30 protein-coding genes are annotated in these 24,857 nt (G+C 44.0%); 21 read left to right on the top strand and 9 right to left on the bottom strand.

All coding sequences use genetic code 11. The features are described 5' to 3' along the window. Positions 1-68 precede the first annotated feature (68 nt). Entirely contained in the window at positions 69-998 is a 930-nt protein-coding gene (locus tag BN1546_RS19110; protein ID WP_090738592.1) for an AraC family transcriptional regulator, read from the bottom strand. A 349-nt stretch (positions 999-1,347) separates the two neighbouring features. Between BN1546_RS19110 and BN1546_RS19115 the strand changes: the two genes are divergently transcribed. The 3 genes from BN1546_RS19115 (at position 1,348) to BN1546_RS19125 (ending at position 3,837) form a co-directional block, all read left to right on the top strand. Next, positions 1,348-2,085, top strand: coding sequence for an SDR family oxidoreductase (locus BN1546_RS19115; protein ID WP_090738593.1), 738 nt, complete (start codon positions 1,348-1,350; stop codon positions 2,083-2,085). A gap of 228 nt (positions 2,086-2,313) precedes the next feature. Then, entirely contained in the window at positions 2,314-2,592 is a 279-nt protein-coding gene (locus BN1546_RS19120; protein WP_013311367.1) for an ArsR/SmtB family transcription factor, read from the top strand. 72 nt (positions 2,593-2,664) lie between these two features. Beyond that, positions 2,665-3,837 (top strand): MFS transporter, encoded by a 1,173-nt coding sequence (locus BN1546_RS19125; RefSeq protein WP_090738594.1) that lies wholly within the window; start codon positions 2,665-2,667, stop codon positions 3,835-3,837. Here BN1546_RS19125 and BN1546_RS19130 read toward each other — a convergent pair. After that, positions 3,793-4,482, bottom strand: a complete 690-nt coding sequence (locus BN1546_RS19130; RefSeq protein ID WP_090738595.1) for an acetyltransferase — start codon at positions 4,480-4,482, stop codon at positions 3,793-3,795. The two genes, BN1546_RS19125 and BN1546_RS19130, sit on opposite strands and share 45 nt — an antisense overlap. 90 nt (positions 4,483-4,572) lie before the next feature. Continuing rightward, positions 4,573-4,752: a hypothetical protein gene (locus tag BN1546_RS19135; protein WP_013311365.1), complete on the bottom strand. Its 180-nt coding sequence runs from the start codon at positions 4,750-4,752 to the stop codon at positions 4,573-4,575. A 183-nt stretch (positions 4,753-4,935) separates the two neighbouring features. Here BN1546_RS19135 and BN1546_RS19140 point away from each other — a divergent pair, with 183 nt between their 5' ends. Beyond that, positions 4,936-5,307 (top strand): hypothetical protein, encoded by a 372-nt coding sequence (locus BN1546_RS19140; RefSeq protein WP_025679288.1) that lies wholly within the window; start codon positions 4,936-4,938, stop codon positions 5,305-5,307. A 210-nt stretch (positions 5,308-5,517) separates the two neighbouring features. Here BN1546_RS19140 and BN1546_RS19145 read toward each other — a convergent pair whose 3' ends face one another. Further along, on the bottom strand, positions 5,518-6,519 hold the full coding sequence (locus BN1546_RS19145) for a chitosanase (RefSeq protein ID WP_025679287.1): 1,002 nt from the start codon (positions 6,517-6,519) through the stop codon (positions 5,518-5,520). A 420-nt stretch (positions 6,520-6,939) separates the two neighbouring features. Here BN1546_RS19145 and BN1546_RS19150 point away from each other — a divergent pair, with 420 nt between their 5' ends. From BN1546_RS19150 to BN1546_RS19165, 4 genes are read left to right on the top strand one after another with little or no spacing between them, the layout of a single operon-like run. Then, positions 6,940-7,743: an isocitrate lyase/PEP mutase family protein gene (locus tag BN1546_RS19150; protein ID WP_013372409.1), complete on the top strand. Its 804-nt coding sequence runs from the start codon at positions 6,940-6,942 to the stop codon at positions 7,741-7,743. Between the two features lie 20 nt (positions 7,744-7,763). Further along, positions 7,764-8,324: a bifunctional transcriptional activator/DNA repair enzyme AdaA gene (locus BN1546_RS19155; protein ID WP_090738596.1), complete on the top strand. Its 561-nt coding sequence runs from the start codon at positions 7,764-7,766 to the stop codon at positions 8,322-8,324. Between the two features lie 23 nt (positions 8,325-8,347). Continuing rightward, on the top strand, positions 8,348-8,875 hold the full coding sequence (locus tag BN1546_RS19160) for a methylated-DNA--[protein]-cysteine S-methyltransferase (RefSeq protein ID WP_090739174.1): 528 nt from the start codon (positions 8,348-8,350) through the stop codon (positions 8,873-8,875). Continuing rightward, complete coding sequence (locus BN1546_RS19165) at positions 8,847-9,134, top strand: antitoxin Xre/MbcA/ParS toxin-binding domain-containing protein (RefSeq protein WP_090738597.1); 288 nt, start codon at positions 8,847-8,849, stop codon at positions 9,132-9,134. The genes BN1546_RS19160 and BN1546_RS19165 overlap by 29 nt, the downstream gene beginning before the upstream one ends. Before the next feature lie 114 nt (positions 9,135-9,248). Here BN1546_RS19165 and BN1546_RS19170 read toward each other — a convergent pair whose 3' ends face one another. Next, a complete protein-coding gene (locus BN1546_RS19170; protein ID WP_090738598.1) occupies positions 9,249-9,806 on the bottom strand; it encodes a YdhK family protein in 558 nt (185 codons plus the stop codon). A gap of 284 nt (positions 9,807-10,090) precedes the next feature. Between BN1546_RS19170 and BN1546_RS19175 the strand changes: the two genes are divergently transcribed. Together BN1546_RS19175 and BN1546_RS19180 are read left to right on the top strand one after the other, a co-directional pair. After that, entirely contained in the window at positions 10,091-10,930 is an 840-nt protein-coding gene (locus tag BN1546_RS19175) for a MetQ/NlpA family ABC transporter substrate-binding protein (RefSeq protein WP_013372404.1), read from the top strand. A 66-nt stretch (positions 10,931-10,996) separates the two neighbouring features. Next, positions 10,997-12,172, top strand: coding sequence for an aminotransferase class I/II-fold pyridoxal phosphate-dependent enzyme (locus tag BN1546_RS19180; RefSeq protein WP_090738599.1), 1,176 nt, complete (start codon positions 10,997-10,999; stop codon positions 12,170-12,172). Between the two features lie 193 nt (positions 12,173-12,365). Here BN1546_RS19180 and BN1546_RS19190 read toward each other — a convergent pair whose 3' ends face one another. From BN1546_RS19190 to BN1546_RS19205, 4 genes are all read right to left on the bottom strand, one after another. Further along, on the bottom strand, positions 12,366-12,851 hold the full coding sequence (locus tag BN1546_RS19190; protein WP_090738600.1) for a DUF5381 family protein: 486 nt from the start codon (positions 12,849-12,851) through the stop codon (positions 12,366-12,368). Beyond that, positions 12,844-13,680: a hypothetical protein gene (locus BN1546_RS19195; RefSeq protein ID WP_090738601.1), complete on the bottom strand. Its 837-nt coding sequence runs from the start codon at positions 13,678-13,680 to the stop codon at positions 12,844-12,846. Before BN1546_RS19195 ends, BN1546_RS19190 begins: the two co-directional genes overlap by 8 nt. Before the next feature lie 34 nt (positions 13,681-13,714). Further along, a complete protein-coding gene (locus tag BN1546_RS19200; RefSeq protein ID WP_025679278.1) occupies positions 13,715-14,800 on the bottom strand; it encodes a WXG100 family type VII secretion target in 1,086 nt (361 codons plus the stop codon). A 275-nt stretch (positions 14,801-15,075) separates the two neighbouring features. Next, entirely contained in the window at positions 15,076-15,825 is a 750-nt protein-coding gene (locus BN1546_RS19205; protein WP_025679277.1) for an MORN repeat-containing protein, read from the bottom strand. A 157-nt stretch (positions 15,826-15,982) separates the two neighbouring features. Here BN1546_RS19205 and BN1546_RS19210 point away from each other — a divergent pair, with 157 nt between their 5' ends. The 11 genes from BN1546_RS19210 to BN1546_RS19260 all read left to right on the top strand — a co-directional run bounded on the left by BN1546_RS19210 (position 15,983) and on the right by BN1546_RS19260 (position 24,846). Beyond that, a complete protein-coding gene (locus tag BN1546_RS19210; protein WP_090738602.1) occupies positions 15,983-16,909 on the top strand; it encodes a cell division protein ZipA C-terminal FtsZ-binding domain-containing protein in 927 nt (308 codons plus the stop codon). A gap of 11 nt (positions 16,910-16,920) precedes the next feature. Beyond that, a complete protein-coding gene (locus BN1546_RS19215; RefSeq protein ID WP_255305439.1) occupies positions 16,921-17,631 on the top strand; it encodes a DUF1963 domain-containing protein in 711 nt (236 codons plus the stop codon). Positions 17,632-17,655: 24 nt separating this feature from the next. After that, a complete protein-coding gene (locus BN1546_RS19220) occupies positions 17,656-18,126 on the top strand; it encodes a DUF6097 family protein (protein ID WP_040103182.1) in 471 nt (156 codons plus the stop codon). 50 nt (positions 18,127-18,176) lie between these two features. Then, positions 18,177-18,647 carry a hypothetical protein gene (locus BN1546_RS19225; protein ID WP_040103183.1) on the top strand — a complete coding sequence of 157 codons (471 nt, stop codon included), beginning with the start codon at positions 18,177-18,179 and terminating at the stop codon, positions 18,645-18,647. A gap of 110 nt (positions 18,648-18,757) precedes the next feature. Then, positions 18,758-19,228: a DUF6097 family protein gene (locus BN1546_RS19230; protein ID WP_040103182.1), complete on the top strand. Its 471-nt coding sequence runs from the start codon at positions 18,758-18,760 to the stop codon at positions 19,226-19,228. A gap of 50 nt (positions 19,229-19,278) precedes the next feature. Further along, positions 19,279-19,749, top strand: a complete 471-nt coding sequence (locus BN1546_RS19235) for a hypothetical protein (protein WP_040103183.1) — start codon at positions 19,279-19,281, stop codon at positions 19,747-19,749. A 34-nt stretch (positions 19,750-19,783) separates the two neighbouring features. Next, positions 19,784-20,581, top strand: coding sequence for a hypothetical protein (locus BN1546_RS19240; RefSeq protein WP_090738604.1), 798 nt, complete (start codon positions 19,784-19,786; stop codon positions 20,579-20,581). 123 nt (positions 20,582-20,704) lie between these two features. After that, complete coding sequence (locus BN1546_RS19245; RefSeq protein WP_040103185.1) at positions 20,705-21,493, top strand: YwiC-like family protein; 789 nt, start codon at positions 20,705-20,707, stop codon at positions 21,491-21,493. A 15-nt stretch (positions 21,494-21,508) separates the two neighbouring features. After that, on the top strand, positions 21,509-22,615 hold the full coding sequence (locus BN1546_RS19250) for a TIGR04053 family radical SAM/SPASM domain-containing protein (RefSeq protein WP_025679268.1): 1,107 nt from the start codon (positions 21,509-21,511) through the stop codon (positions 22,613-22,615). Then, entirely contained in the window at positions 22,608-24,029 is a 1,422-nt protein-coding gene (gene hemY, locus BN1546_RS19255) for a protoporphyrinogen oxidase (protein ID WP_090738605.1), read from the top strand. The genes BN1546_RS19250 and hemY overlap by 8 nt, the downstream gene beginning before the upstream one ends. 109 nt (positions 24,030-24,138) lie before the next feature. Further along, positions 24,139-24,846 (top strand): DUF542 domain-containing protein, encoded by a 708-nt coding sequence (locus BN1546_RS19260; RefSeq protein ID WP_090738606.1) that lies wholly within the window; start codon positions 24,139-24,141, stop codon positions 24,844-24,846. Positions 24,847-24,857: the final 11 nt, after the last annotated feature.

Consider the following 24,857-nt stretch of genomic DNA (forward strand, 5'->3'; position numbering starts at 1 on the left):
AGTATATAAAATGAAAAGCTGCTTCTCTACCCGAGGCAGCTTTTTTGTGCTGTTTTTACATCCTGCGATTATGATTGGAGGTGATCCTGATCTACACGCAAGCGCTTGATATCACGAATTGGAGGCAGGCCGAACAAGCGAGCGTATTCACGACTGAATTGAGAGGGACTCTCGTAGCCTACCTGAAAACCGACATCTGCCGCATCTGCTGATTCAGATAACAACAGGCGACGAGCTTCTTGCAAACGTAATTGTTTTTGATATTGCATGGGGCTCATAGCCGTAACCTCTTTAAAATGACGATGTAGCGACGAAGGACTCATACTAGCCAGTTGGGACAATTTCTCAATTCGCAACGGCTTATCATAATCTTGTTTAATTCGCTTTATGACTTCTGCGATCCGGCTTGAATGGCTGCCAGTCATGACCAGTTGTTTTAAGGATTCCCCCTGCTTCCCCTGTAAAATCCTATACAATATCTCACGAATGACTAATGGAGCCAGCACCGGAATATCCTGCGGATTTTCCAAAAGACGCACAAGCCTTACCACGGCATCCAGCAGCGGGAGGTTGGTTTGACTTACATACAAGCCTCGTCTGGAACCAGTGCTTGAGTTTGCGGAGCAAGCAGGTTCGTTGATCAGATCCAAAACCTGATGTGGATCAAAATTGAGTCGAAGACACAAATAAGGAGCATCAGTTGATGCTTGTATGACCTGCCCGGAAATGGGTAAATCCACCGAAACCACAAGGTAGTCGGATGTGCCGTAATAATAACTTTCCTCTGCGAGTATCACAACTTTTCTCCCCTGAGCCACAATGCATAAGGCGGGTTCATGAACCTGATAAATCGGAACGGTGGTATTCGAACTTCGGACGAAGTAAAGTGAAGGGATATCTGTAGCGTGAACTCCGTCGTGACTTGTAAATTGTTCTATGAGACTGGGCAATTCGGCTTGCTTTTCCGTAGTAGAACTCTCAATTTCGGTTGCTTTCACTAGGACCCTCCCTTTTTCACAACGTAGCTAATCTTCACTCTTCAGTGGACAATTCACTTTAAGATGCGCTTTTTTTTCGATATCGATTTGAATTCATATTAAGTGTATTTGGAGGATTAGGCAATAATTTGCTCTGATTCTTCTACCAGCCCGATGGACATTCCTCTCATAATTAGATGCAGATACAACACCTAATGAGCAATTAAGAAAAAATAAAAGTGCAAAGGAGTGAAATAGTCATGGAGAGCAACAAAGCGGAAAAAAGTGTACACGCTTCTCAGTATCCTATATAGGGATGTGGGTAACTTATCGTTTTTCAGTAACATTTTAAACTAAAGGAGGAGCAAGCATGTTAAATATTAAAGGGAAAGTCGCAGCTATTACAGGGGCAAGCAGTGGGATCGGTGAAGCTACTGCTCGTTTACTTGCTCAACATGGGGCTCATGTGGTATTAGGGGCCAGACGCACAGAACGATTGGAGGTTCTTACCTCTGAAATTCGTTCAAAAGGGGGATACGCTGATTATCTGCAACTGGATGTGACCCAAAGGGAGCAGATGGAAGCGTTCATTAAGTATACTGAAAAACGATTTGGACGTGTGGATGTCATTGTGAACAATGCGGGAGTGATGCCTCTTTCAAAATTGGAAGCCCTGAAGGTAGAAGAATGGGACCGCATGATTGATGTTAATATACGAGGCGTTCTGCATGGGATCGCGGCAGGGCTTCCCATTATGAAAAAGCAAGGATTTGGTCAGTTTATCAATATTGCCTCTATTGGCGCGTATAGTGTAACTCCGACTGCAGCAGTATACTGCGCAACGAAGTATGCAGTTCGGGCCATTTCCGAAGGATTGCGTATGGAGGTTGGAGGAAATATTCGTGTAACACTGGTATCACCGGGAGTAACTGAATCCGAGCTTGCCGACAGTATTTCTGATGAAGAGGCCCGGCAGGGAATGAAAGAATACCGCCGTATTTCAATTTCGCCGGATGCCATTGCTCGTTCCATTGTGTATGCCATGGAGCAGCCTACAGATGTAGATGTGAATGAAATCATTGTCAGACCCACGGCAAGTCCGAATTAACACCATGAAATGAAATCCGTAGTTCATCTTTGCATTTAGATTGTTTGGTCCTCTATCTTTATGGATGGGGGATTATTTTATTATAAGATGAGAAAGACCATTATTCACACTATAGAGTTCAAAAAAGATGTGACTTTACCATAACGGGTTTACTTTTACCAAAGTTTGTGTTAACTTAATTTCGACAAACATCGAAATTAAGGCTGGAACTGAAGGGAGACGAACAGGGTGAAAGATACAACAGAGATGCAGCAAGCTGTAAAAATATATAAAGCACTTGGAGAACCGACTCGTCTCAAGATAGCACTTCTGTTAAAAGAGGAAAGTGACCAATGCTGCTCTGTGCTGGGCGAGAAGCTGAACAGTGTAGCTATTTCAACGCTATCGCACCATCTGAAGCAAATGGCAGAGTCGGGGCTGCTCACATACCGTAAAGAGGGGACGTTTATTTATTACAGTTTGGATGTGGAAGCAGCACAGAAATATGCCCCGTTCCTGATCACATAATTTTTTTTAGTCTTAATTTCGATATTTGTAAAAATATAAAAATACAAAAAGGAAAGAGGCGTTATTTACAAAATGCAGAGCACGTGGAAAGTGTATATTTTGGCAATTATTAGTTTTTTGGTAGGTACATCCGAATATATTATCTCAGGCATTTTGGATCAGATTGCGACAACCATGGGGGTTACGGTGTCCGCAGCGGGCCAGCTGATTACAGTCTTTTCTCTTGCTTACGCGATTGGCACGCCGTTTCTGATGGCAGTAACTGCTAAATGGGACAGACGCAAGCTGCTCTTGAGTTCCCTCGGATTATTTGCCGTAGCCAATGTCCTCTCCTTTGTTTTGCCGGGTTTTGGAATGTTTATCGCTGCACGTATTCTTATGGCCCTCGGGGCAGGGATGGTTGTGGTTACAGCATTGAGCATTGCTGCGAAAATTGCCCCAGCTGGCAAGCAGGCTAGTTCTATTGCTACGGTCACTATGGGTTTTACAGCCTCGCTGATTATCGGGGTGCCGCTTGGGAGAATGATATCTTCTGCATATGGCTGGAAAACCGTATTTCTCGGCATCGCTTTGACAGGGATTATTGCTTTGATCGTTATCGCTATGACAATCCCTCGCTTAAAAGGAGATCAACCGATTCCCTTACTACAGCAGTTTGCTCTTCTGAAAAAGCCTGAAGTTGCTTTGGGATTGGCGATTACCTTCTTTTGGGGAGGGGGATATTCCCTCGCGTATACTTACATTTCACCGTACTTGCTGAATGTATCAGGTGTAGGGGATAATATGCTAAGCTCAGTATTACTTGCCTTCGGGATTGCCAGCCTGATCGGGTCGAAAATCGGTGGATACAGCGCAGATAAAAAGGGTATTTCCTTTACATTATTCGGGGGCATGGTGTTGCATGTCTTTTCCTTGCTTTTACTTCCTGTCGCCGCTCATTCTCTAGGTGTATTATTTGTCTTACTGATGCTGTGGTCGTTCGCAGCCTGGACAACCGGACCTACTCAACAATATAACTTGGTCACTCTCGTACCGGAATCTTCTGGTGTGATGCTGAGTCTCAATCAGTCTATGATGCAGCTTGCTATGGCAGCCGGAGCTGGTATTGGTGGTGTGGCTGTTAGCCAGGTTTCGCTGGCTTCTATCACTTGGTTTGGAGCAGCTGGTGTCGCCATCGCCATGGTAGCTGTATATTTACTTTCACGAAGATCTTCGGTTCACACGGAATTGGGTGTGATAGAATAAAGAATTATAGATAATTGAAGGATGAGCCCAGCGATAGATGGCATCGCTGGGCTTGTTTATTTTGAATGAGCAATCATATGCTCTCTTACAGCAGGAGGGTTTATCCAAACGCAATATCAGTAATTCTGCCACCTCCGCAGCTGAAATCTGACTTGCTGGATCAACTGAATGGTCTAAAGCCTCCTCTGCAAAGCCAGCTAGAAACTGGGCAACTAACTGTACGTCCTTTGAAATGGCTTGTCGCAGAATTCCCCCAACGCCTGAAGGTTTTTTGTATTCAGGACAGAAATAAGATTCCATGACCATGTGTGTATGTACCTGAGCAGTATGCCGCTCGGCGTAAGCAATTGCGAACTTCTCGGCAGTTTCGATATCACCACAGACACCTGATAGGTTGATTCCTTCTATATAATGTAAGAGTTCTTCGATATAGGTCAACTGATGGTTGCCGATGATTTGCTGTGAAATCCATAGCCAAGCCTTATGTCCGGGTGATTGAGCGAAAATCATATTTCCATCAGACGTTTTAAGGCATGTTGATTCTTCTGACTCACATATTCGATGAAGCAGATTATATCGAACCTCATCAGCTAAAAATGGATTGTGATTTAATAGATCGTCGTATGGGACTAGCTGCTCAATCATGGATTTGCCTCCCTAAAAATGAGGTTTGATCTAATGTACTTGTATATGCTATGAAAATTAAACTGCTACGAAGTACTGTTGTTATATCTACTAGGACTTAAACTTCCGCGCTATAAGTTTCTTATTCTTTTGTCGCCAAATCCATCTTTCGATAAAGTTTTTTTCTTTTCTTTCCTGAAGCGTTTCTTTCATACCCTTAATGAGAAATTCGGATCTTCGCTTGTCGTTCCTGCTAATTTCACGTAGTTCCTCAATAAATTTATCGTCCATGTCTACATCTCCGTTAGTTCAGGATTTTCCAAATTGCTAAGCTAGATTATACAGAACGTATGTTCCTTTTTCAAGTCTGCGTCTGCTCTATTCAATCACATAACCATTTTTAGATGGATGCTGCGAGGCCCGCGCCAATCGGATGGTGAAGCATAAGATAAAGTTGAAAGGAGGAATTACAATATGGACAACAAAGCATATGTATCTCAAACGTATCCACGTCTTACAGTTTACAACGAAGAAAATTTTCGGGGTTCCAGGAGAGTATTCAGAGGAAACCTAGGCATTCGTAATACCGATAATATTCTCGACGGCATCGAAAGTCTGCGTTTCTTTTCTACCAGCAGCAATGCTACACTTGTACTCTTTACTGGCACGCGGTTTAGAGGTAACTTCCGTGTGTTTAGAGGCAATCGCAACATTGCCGACCTGGATGATCTGATTCGCGGGAATGATGTGGAATCTATTATCTCTACCAATCAACGTTTGACGTTGCAGCAAATCCGTAATATCCGCAGTACTGGCAGACTGCCAGCTGGCTATCGGATCATCTAACGGACTCCATTCGACACAATAAACATTTTACAAGACTACTTCAGGAGCTTGCAACTTTCGGGCTTCTGGAGCAGTTTTTCTATTTGTACACAATGCCTACATAATAGAACGATGAGAAGAACTGTATGGAAGAATGAATGGAATGTTATTTTCATGAAAATAAAATAAGGAGGGCATACGATATGCTCTCCTTATTACGTATATGGTTATTTACTTCATTTCCCAATTAGTTACTTTGATTATGGCTGCATCTGCGTTCTTAAGATCTGTTTCGCCAGAAGCTAAAAGAGAACTCCATTGTTTCACCCGATTCTTACCATTAGGAGGTTGGTTATAATCGTTGGTATCGACAACCAATGTACGCTTAGCATAGAAGTTAGTCATGAATGTCTTTTCATTCGTGCTATTGCCAGATCGTGAGAGGACTCCTTCAAGACTACCGTCATCACCCGTAGCACCTTGATTGAGTGCAGTGTCGACAAATGATCCAATCGTCAGAGCAGTATTAAATCCGCGCTTCCGGGCTTGCTGCACACTATATTCGATATAGGTGTCATAGAACGTACGCCACATGGCTTCTCTCCAAGCTTCATTATTTTGGAGAGCTTTGATCTTCTTTTTGATTACACTATCGCTATCGCTGAGTTTTAAAATCGAGCCACTCATTTTCCCCTTCAGTCCAGCACGGGCTAATCCACCTGCAATGGAAGGATTGCTAGCTCCACTAGCAGCATCAAAAGCTTTGAATAAGGCCGGACCGTCTGGTCCCGTATCATTGGAACCGCCTGTTGTTGCTCCAAAAATACCAATGGTATATCCACGATCATCGCCAATATCTTCGGCATAGCCATAGAATTCAGTCCATTTCAAAGAATCCTGCTCTGGCTTGTTCACTAGCTTCATAATATTATCCCATTGCTCACCGTCGAGTCCTGTATTATCCTTCAGAAACTGAAGTGTTGAAGGTGAGAAATTAGCATCATGATCAATAGCTGTAACCGCTGTTTGGCTAGTAGTCTCCTCGCTGGTGAGGGGGATTTGCTGTATATTTGATTCATTTGTTTCTTGTACTGGAGTTCCGTTTTCTTCAGCAAGAGCCTTGGCGGGTAAGGGGCCGTACAAGCTAGAGAATGAAGCGATTACAGAAAAGCTTAGCAATATCATAAAAAACTTCGTTTTATGGGAAATGAGTTTACTCCTGATTTTAAACATATAACTCCTCCTCTAATAATGTAATTGTGAAAGGCTAAAAGAAATGTTACATATAAAAAAAGTGATGCTGTGTCAGTAGTAAGTAGCAACACCAAATACACTTTTAAAGCTTACGTAGATTAGCATCTAACTCGAATTAATTTAGCAAGATTATAGATAAGAAACATATGATTGAACAGTGCTCGAATAACCATTTTTATTCCAGTTTTGTGAATTGTAACTGGATACATTGGCCTAAATCTTCTGTTTTTTAATTCAAAATTAGATTCGTAGAGTGTATGGAAAACAGAAGGAACACTTTAACAGCTCGTTTGAATTCAAGTAATTAGATTAACACAGACCATAAAAGCAAGAATGAGGACGAAAACCAATACAGCCTCTTGATAGAATGAGATACATCACCTAACAGGAGGTTATAAATTGAACAAAATACAAGAATTTAACGATTTGCATACATCAGAGGAAATTTTATTTCTAGGGAACGCCTGGGATTTGCTATCTGCCCTGGCTCTGGAAAAAGCAGGCTTTAAGGCGATAGGTACGACAAGTTGGGGAATTGCCAATACGCTTGGGTTTTCAGATGGAGAGCTTATTGATTTTGAACAGCATGTAAGCATCATTCGGACGATTGCAGAGCATGTTCAGATTCCAGTGTCGGCAGATATTGAGGCAGGATATGGGAAGGATGTAGCAACGATTGTTGAGCATGTATTAAGGACAGCCGATGTCGGAGTGGCAGGGATTAATATTGAGGATTCATTAAAACAGCAAAAGGGGCTTCGAGAAGTGAGGGCGCACAGTAACCTGCTGTCCAAAATAAGAGCTGCCTTGGATGTTCATGGGTTTAAAGATTTTTTTATAAACGCAAGAACGGATACATTTTTGCAGATAGAAGCTCCACTTTCGGAGACCATAGAAAGGGCCAAAGCGTATGTGGAAAGTGGTGCGAACGGCATTTTTGTGCCAGGGTTAAAGAATGATGAAGAGATCAGAAAAGTTGTATATCATATACATGCTCCGCTTAATGTTTTATCCTTGCCAGGTCTGACGAATGTCCGCCAGCTTCAGCAGTTAGGAGTCAAAAGGTTTAGCTTTGGAAATGCGTTTTCTGATAAGATAATAGTTGCTTTGCAAAAGAATGCGGAACAGTTGATCAACCTTCGAGATACGTCACATTTATATGATGATTTTGCAAATCCTGAACTAGATGAGTATGAACTATAGAAGGGACGGAATCTTCGATCATGGCTAACCTTAGTCTTTCTTTTGAAGAAATGTGGGACAAAATTATAGCATGTGATCGTAAATATGACGGGGTGTTTTTTACCGCTGTGAAAACAACCCGTATATATTGCCGACCTTCCTGTCGATCCCGAAAACCGAAAAAAATCAATGTCGAGTTTTACTTTGATGTGGACACCGTGGAAAAAGCAGGTTTTCGCGCTTGCAAAAGATGCCAGCCTCATACAGATCATTCACCGTATATCAGGCTTGTCCAGAATGTGGTTGCTTTTTTAATCAATCATTATAAAGAAAAATTAGTATTGCAGGATATTGCGGACTATGTTGGAATAAGCCCTTTTTATTTGGATCGGATTTTTAAACAGGAAACCTCCGAAACCCCGCGTACGTATTTGGAAAAAATAAGAGTAGATAAGGCAGCCTATCTTCTTAAAAATACAGATCTTACGAATCTTGAAATTTGCTATGAGACAGGCTTCCAAAGTCCCTCAAATTTCTATAAGTCGTTTCGCAGCTTGAACCAATGTTCTCCTAGTGAGTATAGGAAGTTACATAAAGATTAGGAATGGAAGGTGGTTATCTTTTTATGAGCAAGCTATCCGTATCGAATTATGTATCGCCGATTGGAGAGATAGAGATACAGGGCACCAAAGAGGCTGTCTATTCTATTATGTTCTCTAATCGGAATGAGCCCTTAACGAGGCTTACAGAAGAGGCTCCAGTCCAAGTATTAGAGGAATGCGCCAGCCAGCTTGACGAGTATTTTAAAGGTGAGCGCTTTAAATTTTCGTTTCCTTATGCTTTTGAAGGTACAGACTTCCAGCAAAAAGTATGGAATGCGCTGGTGACCGTAGGTTACGGTAGAACGACAGCTTATAAAGATATTGCTCTTGCTATTGGAAATGAAAAAGCAATCCGAGCTGTTGGCAGTGCGAATGGCAAAAATAAGCTGAGCATTGTGATTCCATGTCACCGAATTATCGGATCGAATCAGAAACTAACTGGCTATGCAGGGGGCCTATGGAGAAAAGAATGGCTTCTTCAGCATGAGAAGCGTTGTCTGGGATCAAAAGGAGGGCTCATGGATGAGAGAGATATATTTGAAAGAGTTTAAGCCGGAAAGCTGGGCCAACATGGTTCAAATCTATCAGGAGCAATATGATCAGGTAGATCCAGCGGTAAGAGCAAAGGTGGCCAAGAGTGAAATTCCAAAGGAGATTCAGATTGTGCTGCTGCCTGACATGGGCGAATATTTGCTGACTTGGATGGATCGAAAGGTTCCCGCACTTGGTCACGAAACACCGTCGGATTATTTAAAAGGCGAAGAAGGGACCAAAGCACTGAAGGCAGCCATTCTGCGTATGCCGCGTTAAACAACTGACACAAGGAGATACATATGAACACGTCCAAACCCCAATCAAGCTATACAAAGGGAGCCGTTGCCGTGCTCCCTCTGGCGATCACAAGCAACCTGTGATAAAAGAGTTCTAATTGGCTGAAAGCTCACTCTCCGTCACCCATTTATGATTTTTGACAGGCTCTCCTCCTGTAGTCGGCGTATAATCTACCATATATACGGTCGTTGGCACGGCGGAATCTATGGTAGCCTTAGCCCCATCCATCCCCTTCATATGATCTGCCGTCAGGATAACTTCCGTTCCCGGTTCATAGGGCTCGCTGCCTGCATCCTTAATCTCTTCATGAATAACCCACTTATGATTAGTCACTTTTTCTCCTCCAGTCGTTGGAGTATAGGAGACTGTATAAGCAGTAGTCGTATAAGCACCCACAATCGTGGCCGTAGCGCCCTTCATGCCTGCCATATGATCGGCTTGCATGGTCGCTTGACTGCCAATTTTGAAGGCTGGATGTTCAGCTTCTTTTAGCCCGGCAGGAAGCTCACTGGAAGTGGAATGGTTCATATCTGATGTGTCGTGCTGTTGATTGCTGTTTGTCGTATGCTCCTGATCTGGCGTGTTACTGTTCCCGCACCCACTCAAAATAATCATGATTGTACCAGCAAGCAAAGCCCATTGTTTTTTCATATTTAGCTCCTTTAGGATTGTATTTACATATTCAATTATACCCCATGGGGGTATAATTGAAACAGAATTATATTACAAACTTGTGAAGTGTTTTGCCTTCAAGCGGAGCGCCTGATGTGATCCTTTTGAGTTATGCGGAAGATGCGTAACTAAATATTGTTGACAGTGAATAAAAAATCATTGTAATATCTACAAAACATATCAAATTACTATGTTTTAAAAAGCTGTAAACATTTTAACTCACTAAACGTAGATCATATCAAGGAGCAGGGGGAGACATCAAAATGAAGAAACAATGGATTTCATTTATATTGCTACTGGGAGTAGTCGTGCTTTTTATTTCAGGCTGTGGCAGCAAGAATACATCGGGCGGCGCTGCTGGTGAAGAAAAGAAAACACTGCATATCAGCTTTAATCCCGGCCCATATAGCGATCAGTTTAAGAATGGTGTGGCTCCATATTTGGAGAAGAAGGGGTATAAGATTACATATAAAGAGTTTACAGACGGGGTTCAGCCCAATGTAGCCGTGGCTAATGGTGATATTGATGCCAATGTGTTCCAGCATTCGCTCTATCTGGATTCTATGAATAAGCGGGAGAATATTGATCTGGTTGGTGCTGTGCAGGTCCCGACTCCTCCAATGGGATTGTACTCCAGCAAGCATACCAGCCTTGACGAAATTAGCGCTGGCGCCCAAATCAACCTGCCCAACGAGCCAGTTAATATGCTGCGCGCGCTGAACATTTTGAAGGAAGTAGGTTGGATTACGTTAAAGGACAATATCGATCCATTGCAAACCTCGGTGAATGACATCACCTCTAATCCACATCATCTGCAATTTGTTGCTACCGACCCGGCACAGGGGCCACGTGTACTGGAGGATGTTGATTTTGCGGCTATACAAGGGAACTTTGCTGTATCGAATGGAATGAAGTTGACCTCGGCATTAAAGCTTGAAAATATGACAGACCCGTTCACGAACGTGGTGGCTGTGGACAGCAAGAATAAGGACAAGCCATTTGTCAAAGACATTATTGAGGGATATCATTCAGATGAATTCCAACAGTACATCAAATCGAATCCTGCGTATGAAGGCTACAAGCTGCCAAGCTATTTTAAATAAATGGGTATGATCCTGGCGGGCTGACATTCTCAGTCTATATCTTATGGATAGAAGGTGGAGATAAACGTGATTTTTTCATCCTCTGATCTCGTCAAGGCTCTGCCTGACAACTATTTTAGCGCAATCGATGACAAAGTGAATCTGTATAAAAGCAAAGGAATAGATGCAATTAATTTGGCAGCCGGGAACCCGGATCAGCCAACACCGCCGCATATCATCGACGCTTTGAAGGATGCGGTCGATCAACCGATCAATCAGGGCTACCCGCCTTTTCATGGAAAAAAAAGTACGCTGGAGGCAGTCGCTGCGTTCTATAAACGGGAGTATCAGGTGGAGCTGGACCCTGAACGGGAAGTTGCCGTATTCAACGGCTCTGCCATAGGTGTAATGGGGATTCCACAGGCGTTGCTGAATCCTAGTGATTGGTTATTGACCACCGATCCGGCATATCCCCAATATTATTCCGCTGCTGCGCTGGCAAGAGCCCATATTCATACGATTCCACTGGATGAGAAGCATGGATTTTTGCCTGATTATGCAACCGTGCCGGAAGAAATCGCAGAGCAGGTCAAACTGCTCATGATTAATTATCCGAACAATCCGACAGGAGCCGTAGCTACTGTAGATTTTCTGACGAAGACACTGGATTATGCTGCTCGGTACCAGTTTCCGGTTATGAATGATTTTGCTTACGGTGCTCTTGGCTTTGGTGGACATAAGCCGATTAGTCTATTGCAAGTCCCTGGTGGCAAGGAGTATGGTGTCGAGACGTATACAGCTTCCAAAACGTATAACATGGCTGGATGGCGCTTCGGCTTTGCGGTTGGAAATGCGTCCGTCATTGGTGCACTCAAGCATTATCATACGCATGCCTACAGCACTGTTTTTGGTGCGGTACAGGATGCAGGAGCTGTCGCATTGCTGGGCACCCAGGAGCCAGTACGGGAACTCGCGGCGTTATATGAGCGGCGACGTGATGTTCTCATTGTAGCGTTACGAAATATTGGCTGGGATGTAGCTGCTCCCCAAGGGTCCTTTTTTGCCTGGTTCAAGGTGCCGGAGGGGTATACATCGGCTTCCTTTGCAAACTTTTTATTGGATGAGGCGCATGTTGCGGTTGCCCCTGGAGAAGGCTTTGGTCGTGCAGGAGCTTCTCATGTGAGGGTCAGTCTGGTGAATAGTGAAGAAAGACTGCTGGAGGCGGTACAGCGCATCGCAGCAACGGGTGTTTTTCAAGCTTAAGCTGGAATAAAAGAAATTCATGGAGGGATCGAGAAACGAACTTTGAGTATAGCCATATCGGAGCCATGGAAGAAGAAATAGCAGGTTTGAGAGCGCAAATCGAAGGGATAAAGATGACCCAGATTGCGAACGGGATTTTTTATACGGGTCATCTTCAAGGCAAGGAAGTTATTGTGCTGCGTCCATGCAATGTTCAGGAACGTATTTTCTTTGGCTTGCCATACTGGTTAATGAGAGTTCGAAGTTGTTTCCCGGCTTGATTCAATTCCATATCATTCAACACATAATCGGTGCTGACTTCCCAGGTGCTGCGGTCATTCAGATAAAAAATAAAGGCGGGGAAGCGAGGGCGCAGCCATTTACGGATGGAGGCCCCCTCGAATTCGACTTTAGTGATTGCAGACCACGGGACAGTTCGAATACCATCGGAAATACTGTGTTCGTCAAAGATGAACAGGAAGGCTTCCTTACGAAGCGTTCTGCTCAAACAGACCACCAAATAACTACCGAAAAAAGGAATTCCAATAATGGCGGACGTAATAAAGAAGAAGATTTGCAGAGCAGAGATATCTTCGTCGATAAAAATGAGCAACAGCAAAAACAGACAAATCAGCACAAACATCAAGCTGCCCAGGGCTTTCCAAAATGCCAAAGATCTGCGATATACAATTTTATCCACGGAATACCGCCTCGTCGGGTACAAACGCCTGAATGAAATGAGTGATCCGTTCTCTCCAGTCTGATTCGGTCACACTTTCAATTCGCAGGCATGGGGTGGCCTGCATATCCAGTTCTGTATTTCTTACAACCCACACATCATTCGTTCCTTTAAGAACAAATAGCAGATTCGTAACGGAAGGACCCTCTTCATCCGTGTCCGTGTATACCATCTGGCTCAAATTATCCAGGCTGCAGTGATTACGATTAAAATCCTCTCGCCAGTCTTGTATCATTTGTTGATCCAACTCTTGAAGTTTCCACGTTGCCATTTGCTGCATCGTGAAGTTGGATGAGGTCAACTCATTCCACTGTTCTTCTGTCAGATCGACGTATCGGCTGTGACCATTGAAGCTGGGAGCCGACAGGCCGAACAATTGATCAATATCGTGATGCCAGTCTTCTGGAGAAGACCAGCGAAAGAAATGGAGTTCATTGTGGCTGGAAAAGTGATACAGAAAACGTTCGTTTCCATGGTGTATCGTTAATGTATTTTGCTTGTCCTGCTGCTCCTTGTATCCACGCAGCATTTGGCGGCTTTGTACCAGATGAGCTAGCATTTCAACAATGAACGCATCAAATTTAAGCTGCTGTTGCCCGTCATCCTGCTGTTCCAACAAGCCTTTGGATACCAGGCTATGTGTTGCAGCATGAAAAAGCAGTTCCCAGCGATCTTCGGTTAGTTCCCCGTAATAGGATTGGAGCAGACCCGAAGCCATATCCTCTGCACCCAGCGCGGTCAAGGCAAAGCCTAGTTCCTCAAGCGTTAAAATTACTGTTTGTTTGTCCATAGTCAGGCTCCTTCTCCATCTGTTAAGTGTATGTTTATTTAAATAGTTTGCTGGCCCAGCGTATCCCTTTTTCGGCGAATTTGGCGACTTTTCCACCTGCCCAGCTCCCCACTGTACCGCCGACGTATGCACCGACGGCTGCACCAACCGGACCGCCGATAGCACCGCCTATGGACCCCAAAACGACAGCTCCGCCATAAGTTGCGGCGGTTTTAATCGCTACGTTAGAAGCAGATACAGCCACATCCGTTCCGGTAAGCTTCCCGCTTTTCCATTTTCCAGCCAGACTGATGCCTTCGCCCACAATATTCATGGTGGCATTAATTGGATATAGCTTTTTGGCGATCATGCCGGGAATTTGGCGTGTTGCTATGCCGTAGCGTCCTTTTTCCACCCCGGCGATGACGTTGCGCGTCCACTGAGGAAAGCTGTTGGCTTTGTTAAACCCAAGGCCGAGCTTACCCATTTGCAGCTTTCCAGCTAAACGATCGAAACCTTTCAAGCCCTTCATCACAATACCTGGTTTAGCGAACTGGCGGTTTATGCTTTTGCCCAAATTACGCATAAAAGCATTGTTACCTTTGCCTTTCACCCATGCCGCATTATGTATAACCGCTCGAGTGGGATTTTTCAGACTTTTCTTGAATTCTACTGTTTTGGTGAGCACAAGTGTGGAAGCCAGACCGCTATAGATCGCTGTTCCAGCAAAGCCCAGTTGCCCTCGCCATTTATTGGCCTCTGACAGGCTGTTAATGGCTATATCTGCGGGATCGTTTCCTTTTTTTCCGGAAGTTGCTCCTTCACTGCTCTTAATCTGTCCGCTTTGATCTCCTTGGTTAATCCCTGTGTCTGCTTGGGTATCTATTTCCTTGAATTTTACTGCAATCGAACGCAGCTCTGTGCTGACAGAACCGACGGTTTGAGTAAAAGCGTCCATTTGTCCACGTGCTTTGTGAAAATCCTGATAAAAGCGCTGCTGTGTCGTTCCTGCCCAGCTATTCTCTAGCATTTGAATATGCTGTGACAGTTGTCCGCAAATTTGTGCCCCCAGCTCACGTGCCTGCGCGAACTGCCTGGAAACCGCCTCTAGTTTCTCAGGAGGAACCATAATTTTAGCCATGATGTCCACCTCGGATGATTAAAATAATTACTTTATATTTTAGTGATTCTAGCGGGAGTTAGCAAAAAAAGGAGGGGGTTTGAGCGAAAAATAAGTCATTTGTATGAGTTCATTGATGGGCATAAGGGAGAATAGTAGGAGTCGTTATGATCCGAAGTTCTTATATGTCATTCATGAAGAAAATGAAAAAAGCCTCTCTTTCTTGTAGGAATTTCTATAAGAAAGAGAGGGCTTCTTTGCGTAGAGGCTATTTATATACTGTGCGATACTCTAACTTATTTGAGAGGGACCTGCTTGGACAGCTTTTCAAACTGCTGCAAGTGAGGGGTGACCTTGGCGGTAATCCCTTTGAGATACTTGATGGCCGCTTGTCTTTGACGTTCTTTGGTTGCGACCTCTTCAGGGAACATGGAGTATTCCTTTTGAACAGAGCCATTTTTATAATTTACGGAGAAGAGCTCTCCTTGCTGCCATCTTTGGACCAGATCTTGATTACTGTGCAAGATGTTTAGCACTTCTTTTCCATTTTTATAAGTGAAGCTATAGTCTGGATCGGCTACAGCGTGGATCACTTGGTAGCCGTTCTGTAATCCATTATCCTGAAAAGTACCTACTTGGATCTGATTCGAACGGATCGTTCCATCCGATTGCGTCACTTTTTCAGTCTGCGTACCCTTACCGCTCATCGTGTCATTGCTCCATGTTCCGTTGTATACGACTTTATGATGTTGTCCATCTGCATCTGTGTATTGATTCATATATTTTCCAGTTCCTGATCGCTTGCCATTCACAAAATCGCCCGAATACTGCTTGTATTCGCTCCATTTGATCGTACCACGTCCGTTTGGCTGTCCATTCTCAACTTCTCCGTAGTAAGTCGTCTGTCCGGATAACTGAAGCAGTTCCTTGGTCGCAGCCGCATTCACCGTAGGTATATTATTTACCAACAGCGTTCCTGAAATCAGCGATGCAGATACCACTATAGGCAGGGACAGAGCCTTTCCTTTTTGCCAAAGTTTTTGCATCATGAGTTCTCCCCTTTCGAAGCTTTGAGTTTCTACGAGTCATGTTCAACAACCCAGCACTTTTAACCTATTTTGTGCTTGGTGGTTTATAGTTTAATATAGATTGAGAATTATAGGAAACTATAAAGTAAAAAATAGGTAATAAGGAGGGGAGATTTTGATTTTACCTGAATATGGAAGTGGGGATGTATCGAGCATCCTTGCCGTAGAGTTGGATCATGGGCCTAGAAAGACAATAAAAGGAGTCCATGAAGTGGAGCCTGATTCTAATATCTACTGGCTGATTGATGTGGAATTCAATGGTTTTACGTTGTCAGATGAAGACATTTTGCAATTGCTCAAAGGATATATCGTATACGGGCATGTCCAAGATTTGCAGATATGGACTAGCGTCGGGCGTAGACTAGAAGGCGAATGCCGTTATGATAAAATCTGTATTTGTGTGGATATATTCAACAATGTAGAGATGCAGATTTGTTTGGAAGAAGCCAAGGTTGCTGATTTTATGAACACACTACCGGCGCGATTTCAGGAGAAGGGGACCATTCGTGTGTTTCCTCGGGAGGATGCTGCCCATGCACGTGCAAAAGCGGAAAAGCTACAAGCCTTTACAGATCAGGAGGGTGAGAGGGAACACTTTGTCATGCTTAGGCTGGTAGCGGATCAAGGTCAATCTTATCGTGGAGCGGACATTTGGGATGTCATGCTGAGCCTTGGAATGAAGTGGGGAGATATGGATATTTTCCATGCACACCATCACGGTCCGGGAGGCAATGATGAACTATTTAGCGTACATACGGGAACAGAGCCTGGATTTTTTTGGCTGAGTACACTTGCAGAGGATCGGTTTGCAGATTTGATTTTCAGTATGGATGTGGTAAGAACGGTGCAGCCGCAAGCTGTGTTTGAGGCGATGTGGAAAAGTGCCGAATATGCACGCGCCAGACTCGGCGGAACATTAGTCAATGAACAAGATTTGCCAGCTGTACCGGAAGATTATCTTTGTCAAATTCAAGAGATGGAAGACCGATTAAGTGAGTTTGGATTTAAAGCAGGCGAGTATACTGTTGCGTTTCTACTCTAGCCTAGAAAGGGGTGATTTCGTTGTCCAGCAACTCTATCGAGAAGCTAAGAACGATTCTAAAACGTAAAGCTACTATTTTTCATACAGGGGGCCGCAGACCGTTAGATTCCCTGGAACAGAGCTGGATTGGCAGAGTTACAGTGGCTTTGCCGGCGGAAGAACAACCCGTTGATGTACAGGGGAATGTTATGGCTCCGATCATGCAATTGTATTTGCCTGCTATGCCTTTTGTTCCACAAGCTATGCGTGATGTCAAGCTGTTGACGGTCTTCCTGTCACCCGATGTTCTGGATCATGAGGACATGGAAGGATATATGTGTATTCGTGAGTATACGTCGGTAGAGGATTTGGTCGAAAAAGATTTTGGGGAGGCATTCATGCATATCAAGGCATTCCCGTTATTCCCCGAGCTCATAGAGAATGACTATCCCGTTTGGGACGGGGAAGATATCCCTGAGGAATATGGTGATGCCCTCAACAACATGGATGAGGAGGAACCCGACTATTTTGAGGACATCGTGGAGGAAATACATGCGGTTCACAAAATCGGTGGCTATCCCAGCTTTATTCAACCAGGCATCGACTTTGGCGAAGGCTATGAATTTATGTTTCAGATTGCGTCAGATGCCAAAGCTGGATTGAATATTGTCGATGGCGGCAGCTTTTATTTTGCCAAGCATCAGAATGAGGGAATCTGGCGGGGTTACTTTGATTTTTACTAAATATTGAAATGGGGTAAAAAAGAGATGAATGTTTTAGGTCAGTTAGGATCTGCCATCCAGAGCAGTCTATTTATTCAATCCGAACTGAAGAAAGCACATGCCTTGATTCAGAAGCACGACCTGCCTGTAGAGCAGGTGGAGGATGATTTTCACAAGCAGATCATCTTGCTGGAGCAATATGCCGGCACTCGCATTTTTCAGCAAGGGCTTGCCAGATACAAAGTAATTAATGCAATGCTTTTGATCATATCTGTGATTATATTGCTGGCAGCAGTTATCGTTGCGGCGGTGGAATATTTGCAGCCGGAACGACATCTGCTGCAAGTGTTGGTGAATGCCATGTTCGACTACTGGGTTCCCTCTATTACCATACTTAGTGTTGTATTCGTGGGTGTGATCGTTCTTGCCATCGTTAGAAATGTTTTTGCCAGACGATTACATACGCGTGTGCTGGATCGGTCCTGGCAGGCCATTTTCCAACATGTAGACAAATGAGGCTAGAGAGCAACTAGTAGATTGTCATACCAGCTTAAGGAGTGGCAGCAATGAATGACTGGGAATCGGGAATCATTCAAGTTGATAATGAGCACGCGTTTTATTCTTCTTTAACGGAAGATCAGTTGTTAGAGACTGCTTTGTACACGAAATATTTTCATTCTGTAAGAAAGCTAGGCAATGGGTACATTTGGTACCATTTTGATCAGGTTCCTTTGCTGCACCGGCATTTTTTTGTGTCTGTATGCTTTAAGGATACAACCCTAATTGTTGTGGAGATTTCGCTCCAGGGCAATGAATTTCCAACCTCATGGGATAATTGGTCTGAGGAAGGGGAGAGAAAGCGGCAAAGGGAGCATGATCGTTTGTTAGAGCGGCATTTGTCCATGAAGCCGAGCTATCGTCAAACCAAGCCCTATCCCTATATGGAATATGAACTGAACTGGGGGAAAATCTCTTCTTATTTTGACCCCCGGTCGGGAAATACGGCCATTGCTTTTAAGTATAAAGATGATTGTTGAAGGTGAGAGTGTCAGACGAGTAAGGAGAAATGTGATGGATAAAAAAGCAAAGAAAATACTTATGAACACTTTTTGATTTTTACTAAATATTGAAATGGGGTAAAAAAGAGATGAATGTTTTAGGTCAGTTAGGATCTGCCATCCAGAGCAGTCTATTTATTCAATCCGAACTGAAGAAAGCACATGCCTTGATTCAGAAGCACGACCTGCCTGTAGAGCAGGTGGAGGATGATTTTCACAAGCAGATCATCTTGCTGGAGCAATATGCCGGCACTCGCATTTTTCAGCAAGGGCTTGCCAGATACAAAGTAATTAATGCAATGCTTTTGATCATATCTGTGATTATATTGCTGGCAGCAGTTATCGTTGCGGCGGTGGAATATTTGCAGCCGGAACGACATCTGCTGCAAGTGTTGGTGAATGCCATGTTCGACTACTGGGTTCCCTCTATTACCATACTTAGTGTTGTATTCGTGGGTGTGATCGTTCTTGCCATCGTTAGAAATGTTTTTGCCAGACGATTACATACGCGTGTGCTGGATCGGTCCTGGCAGGCCATTTTCCAACATGTAGACAAATGAGGCTAGAGAGCAACTAGTAGATTGTCATACCAGCTTAAGGAGTGGCAGCAATGAATGACTGGGAATCGGGAATCATTCAAGTTGATAATGAGCACGCGTTTTATTCTTCTTTAACGGAAGATCAGTTGTTAGAGACTGCTTTGTACACGAAATATTTTCATTCTGTAAGAAAGCTAGGCAATGGGTACATTTGGTACCATTTTGATCAGGTTCCTTTGCTGCACCGGCATTTTTTTGTGTCTGTATGCTTTAAGGATACAACCCTAATTGTTGTGGAGATTTCGCTCCAGGGCAATGAATTTCCAACCTCATGGGATAATTGGTCTGAGGAAGGGGAGAGAAAGCGGCAAAGGGAGCATGATCGTTTGTTAGAGCGGCATTTGTCCATGAAGCCGAGCTATCGTCAAACCAAGCCCTATCCCTATATGGAATATGAACTGAACTGGGGGAAAATCTCTTCTTATTTTGACCCCCGGTCGGGAAATACGGCCATTGCTTTTAAGTATAAAGATGATTGTTGAAGGTGAGAGTGTCAGACGAGTAAGGAGAAATGTGATGGATAAAAAAGCAAAGAAAATACTTATGAACACTTTCTGGTCCTCCAGCGGCTGGAAGCAGGAGAGGGAACCTTTTTCGGGTGAGGATTTTGAATATGCCAAAAGTATGGGCTTGATGTTCGATCCGATCACCATTACACATGATGAGATTATAAAAAGGTTATATGAGCTGCACCAGCAAAAGGCTACAAAAGAGCGAGTGGCAGCAGCGTTTTTACACAGTCTTTCCACGAAAAAAGTTCATTTACGAAGCGCCTTATCGAGCTGGGCATTAACCGCAAAACTGCCTTTGCACACCTATAGGGAGCGGCCTGTCGTCCTGCCCAATTACAGTAGCTGTGGGGATTGTAATTTTCATAAACTAATGTCCGATAAGGAATACGTCAATAAGGATTTGAATGTACTGAATTTTGAACGAATCAAATGGGGAGGTATTCGGCTGAATCACCTTCTTTATTGCTGGATGGACCTTGAATTGTTCAGTCAAGAGGAGGAGTTCCAGGTTACTGATGAGGATCTTGTAATACTTCACAACATGCTGGAAGCGGTTCAGGACTGTGAGGCTCAGAACGGTCCACGACAATTGGAGAAGCGCTGGAAAGATGTGCTCCCATCCAGTAAAAATGAACGCGATGTGGCTATGGAAGTATGGGGATATGCAGGATTGCTCACACCACGGGACACACCTCGCAGGCGCCGCGGCGGCAATGATGATTTTTGTTCAGTAGCAGCCTGGCAAGGAGATGACGGATACTCACAGGAAGCGCTCGACTATTACTTCGGTACGTTTTTATAAAGAAAGTGAAGGTTTATCTTCAGGTTAGGCTATTCCCCCAAACAAATAAGGGAACTCCCTGATTGGTTCAATTGGACAGAATACTTAGAATTAAAGTAGGGTGAAAAATTGAACTTTGGGGGAATGGATGATGAGTCGATTAACCGTAGCTACAAAGATGTTATACATTGTGAAAAAAGGATCAAGACTTTGAAAGGGATCAGTAGATACATCCCCAATCAGCATGGAGCTTGGGCAATGCTCATTCTTCCATTTTTGTTTGGCTTAGCTGCTTCTCCAAAACAATTCATTCATATACCTCTATTCGTATGCTGGTTTTTTATCTATTTATTTAGTTTTCCTGTTCTCCAATGGATCAAAACAGGAAACAGTAAAAGATACCGTAAGCCTGTTGTTATTTACGGAGCAATACTCCTTCCTCTTTTAGCTTCTCTAGTATGGGTTAAACCTGCGTTGATCTGGTATGGAGTTCTGCTTCTGTTCTTTTTTATGGCTAATATGTATTACGCCAAAATGAAGAATGAGCGTGCTTTGTTAAATGACATTGCCGCGATTCTGCTTTTCTGCTCTTTTATATATCCTGTTGTTCATATTGGAGAAGGCGGAGATTGGACGCTAACCACAGAGCTGTTTTTGCTGTTGGTGTGTTATTTCATAGGAACGGCTCTTTATGTTAAAACGATCATCCGTGAAAGAAAAAATCCACGTTACTATTATGCGTCTATTATCTATCATCTGATCATTGTGCTGTTTGCCGCCTGGATCAAGGTGTTTTTGGTTATTCCATTTTTAATTTTGTTCATACGAGCTATATGGCTTCCTAAGTTCGAGTTAAAGGCAAAGCATGTAGGCATGGCTGAAATTGGATTTTCATTGATGCTCTATGTATCTGTGCTGTTTTTATATTTTTAAAAAGGAGAGACATCAATGATATCTTTGCAAACGCCACGAGATTATCGCGTAGACCCGTTTATCGTCATTTGGGAGGTAACAAGAGCTTGCGCATTAAAATGCCTTCACTGTAGAGCGGAAGCCCAATATAAGCCTGACCCTCGTCAGCTGACATTTGAAGAGGGCAAAAAGCTGCTTGATCAAATCGCCGAAATGAATCATCCATTAGTGGTTTTCACAGGTGGAGATCCGTTATCGCGTCCTGATTTGTTTGAGCTGGCTCAATATGCAATTGAGGAGAAAAAGTTATCAGTTTCAATGACGCCCAGTGCTACCCCGAAAGTGACACGAGCAGCAGTCGAAAAAGCAAAGCAGGTTGGCTTATCACGGTGGGCTTTTAGCCTGGACGGTTCATGCGCGGACATTCACGATCATTTTCGAGGGACTGTGGGTTCTTATAATACGACCATGCGGGGAATTGGCTATTTGAAGGAATTGAACATTCCTATCCAAGTGAACACAACCGTGTCCCGATACAATCTTCACGATCTGGAGCGAATTGCAGAGAAGGTAAAGGAAATGCAGGCGGTGTTATGGAGCTTGTTTTTTCTCGTTCCAACCGGGCGTGGTATGGAAAAAGATATGATTACTCCTGATGAGCATGAGGCTGTAATGAAGTGGTTGTATCAGATACAGCAACAGATGCCCTACGGTGTAAAGGCTACCGAAGCACCTCACTATCGAAGGGTTGTCCTACAGGAAAAGCACAAAGCAGGACAGCATAGTGCAACGTTCGAACAAAAAAGGGCAGATGTTCTGGGGCGTGCCCCTAAAGGTGTAAATGATGGAGATGGATTTGTTTTTATCAGTCATATCGGCGAAGTGTACCCGAGTGGTTTCCTGCCGCTAACATGCGGGAATGTACGAAAGGATAGTTTGGCCCATATTTATCGGAACTCTCCGATTATGAATAATCTTCGGGATAAATCTCTGCTTAAAGGAAAATGTGGAGTCTGCGAATTCAATACAGTCTGTGGAGGCTCCAGAGCAAGGGCTTTTGCCATCACAGGAGATTACTTAGAGAGTGATCCATATTGTGCATATATGCCTGGAGTGGGGAAGGAAACGTGCGCTTATGAATAAAAATGCTAAAAAAGTTGTGATCCTCGGTGGAGGAATAAGCGGTTTAAGTGCTGCCTTTTATGTGAAAAAGCTGGCGGAGGACAGGCAGCTTGAAGTGGAGATTACATTAGTGGAGAAAAGCGACCGCCTGGGAGGAAAGCTGCAAACGGTTCGCCAAAATCATTTTATGATCGAAAAAGGACCAGATGCTTTCCTGGCCAGAAAGACGGCTATATTGGATCTGACTATGGAGTTGGGACTGGAAGCTGATTTGGTGTCAACAAACCCGAAGGCCAAGTCGGCCTCCATTTTGCATAAAGGCAAGCTGCATACCATGCCGATGGGCTTTATTTTAGGTATTCCAACCAAGCTAACTCCCTTCATTCGGACAGGGCTAATTTCTCCATTGGGAAAAGCGCGCGCAGCCATGGATTTGATCATTCCAGCCAAGAAAGGCGATATGGATGAATCTCTGGGAGATTTTATCAAGCGGCGTCTAGGTAAAGAGGTGTTGGAGCAGATTACAGAGCCTTTGTTATCTGGTATTTACGCTGGCGATACGTATTCTCTTAGCCTCAAGTCAACCTTCCCTCAATTTAAGCAGATGGAACAAAAGCATGGAAGTCTGATTATAGGTATGGCTAAAGGGGCGGGGAGAAAGTCGGGTGCACCTAACAAATTGCCGGAAATCGCCAAGAAAAGCATGTTTCTTTCCTATCGACATGGATTATCGACCATCGTGGAGCGGTTAAAGGAAAAGCTCGACACTGTCCAATTTGTGATGGAGCAGCGTGTGGCTGAGATAAGAAAAGAGAACGGTTATCAGGTAGTCCTGAACCAAGGACAAATCATAGATGCAGATGCAATAATCTGCGCTATTCCAGCCTTTGAGGCGGCTAAATTATTTTCCGATATCACAAGTGTGAGCTGGCTTAATAAGATCAATTACGTTTCGGTAGCGAATATTTCCTTGGCGTATAAAAATTCAGACCTTCGCCTGGCCTATGAGGGAACTGGATTTCTCGTTCCCCGTAAGGAAGGAAAAATGATTACGGCCTGTACTTGGTCATCTACAAAGTGGAGCCATACCGCACCCGAAGGGTATACACTCTTGCGGACTTACATTGGCCATGCAGGTGCCCAGGGATGGGTTCAGATGACAGACGAGGAACTAGTGGAAGCAGCCCGCAAAGACCTGAAAGATCTAATGGGGATCGATGCTCAACCTGAAATGACCGAGGTCAGTCGGTGTAATCAATCCATGCCACAATATCCGATTGGGCACCAAGAACAGATGGCGAAGGTGAGACATGATTTGTCACAGTATTTTCCGAATGTGTTTCTTTGTGGCGCTGGTTATGGAGGCGTTGGCATTCCAGATTGTATCGCTCAAGGCAAAGAAGCAGCTGAACAGCTGGTCTCAGGTTTCTTATAATCAGGCTCTTTCCACGAGTGAAAAAGGGATCACCCTAATTGGTTCAGCCTTGAGAGAGACATAGAATGAGAGTTGAGTATAAAACTGAAGTAAGATGGGGGAATGAAAAATGAGCCAGTTAACGGAAGAAACATGGGTAGCGGACATTGTGAAAGAAGTACCCAAAACAAGTGACTTGTTCCGTAAACTACGGATTGACTTCTGCTGTGGCGGGAAAATATCGCTCCGTGAAGCAGCTGCCAGCCGGGGGCTTCACGCTGGTGAACTGCTGGCGCGGGTGCATGAAGTGGAGGAAAATCAGGCACAGCACAAGCAAATGCAACCTTCCTCACTCGAACCCAAAGAACTGATCGCCTATATTCAGAATGAGTATCACACAAAGTTATGTGAAGAACTAGCGGCGCTCACACCGTATATTACCAAACTAACGCGGGTTCACGGCGAACGTTATTCGCACCTAAAGCGAGTGAATGAACTTTATAACTTGCTTAAACAGAAGTTAACGATACATATTCAATTCAAGGAAAGCCTCCTGTTTCCGTTGATTCAAGCGTTTTTTCAAGACTCGGCATTTGAGCGTGTGGACGCACTTCACTTTCATTTATCCGAGTTGCAAGAGGAGCATCAAGCGGTTGTGGATATACTGCAGGAGCTGCGCTTGATTACCAATGGCTTTGAGCCGCTGCAGGAAGCTTGTGGTACGCATCGACTTGTATTGAAGCGTTTGGAGGATCTGGAAGCGGACATTTATAATCATATTCTTCTTGAGAATTGTACCTTAGTTGAACGTACCAGACAGGCACAACTCCATTCATAATGTAACCTCTC

Origin of the sequence: Paenibacillus sp. Mc5Re-14 (genome assembly GCF_001049835.1) — a bacterium.
GTDB classification, from domain to species: Bacteria; Bacillota; Bacilli; order Paenibacillales; family Paenibacillaceae; genus Paenibacillus; species Paenibacillus polymyxa_C.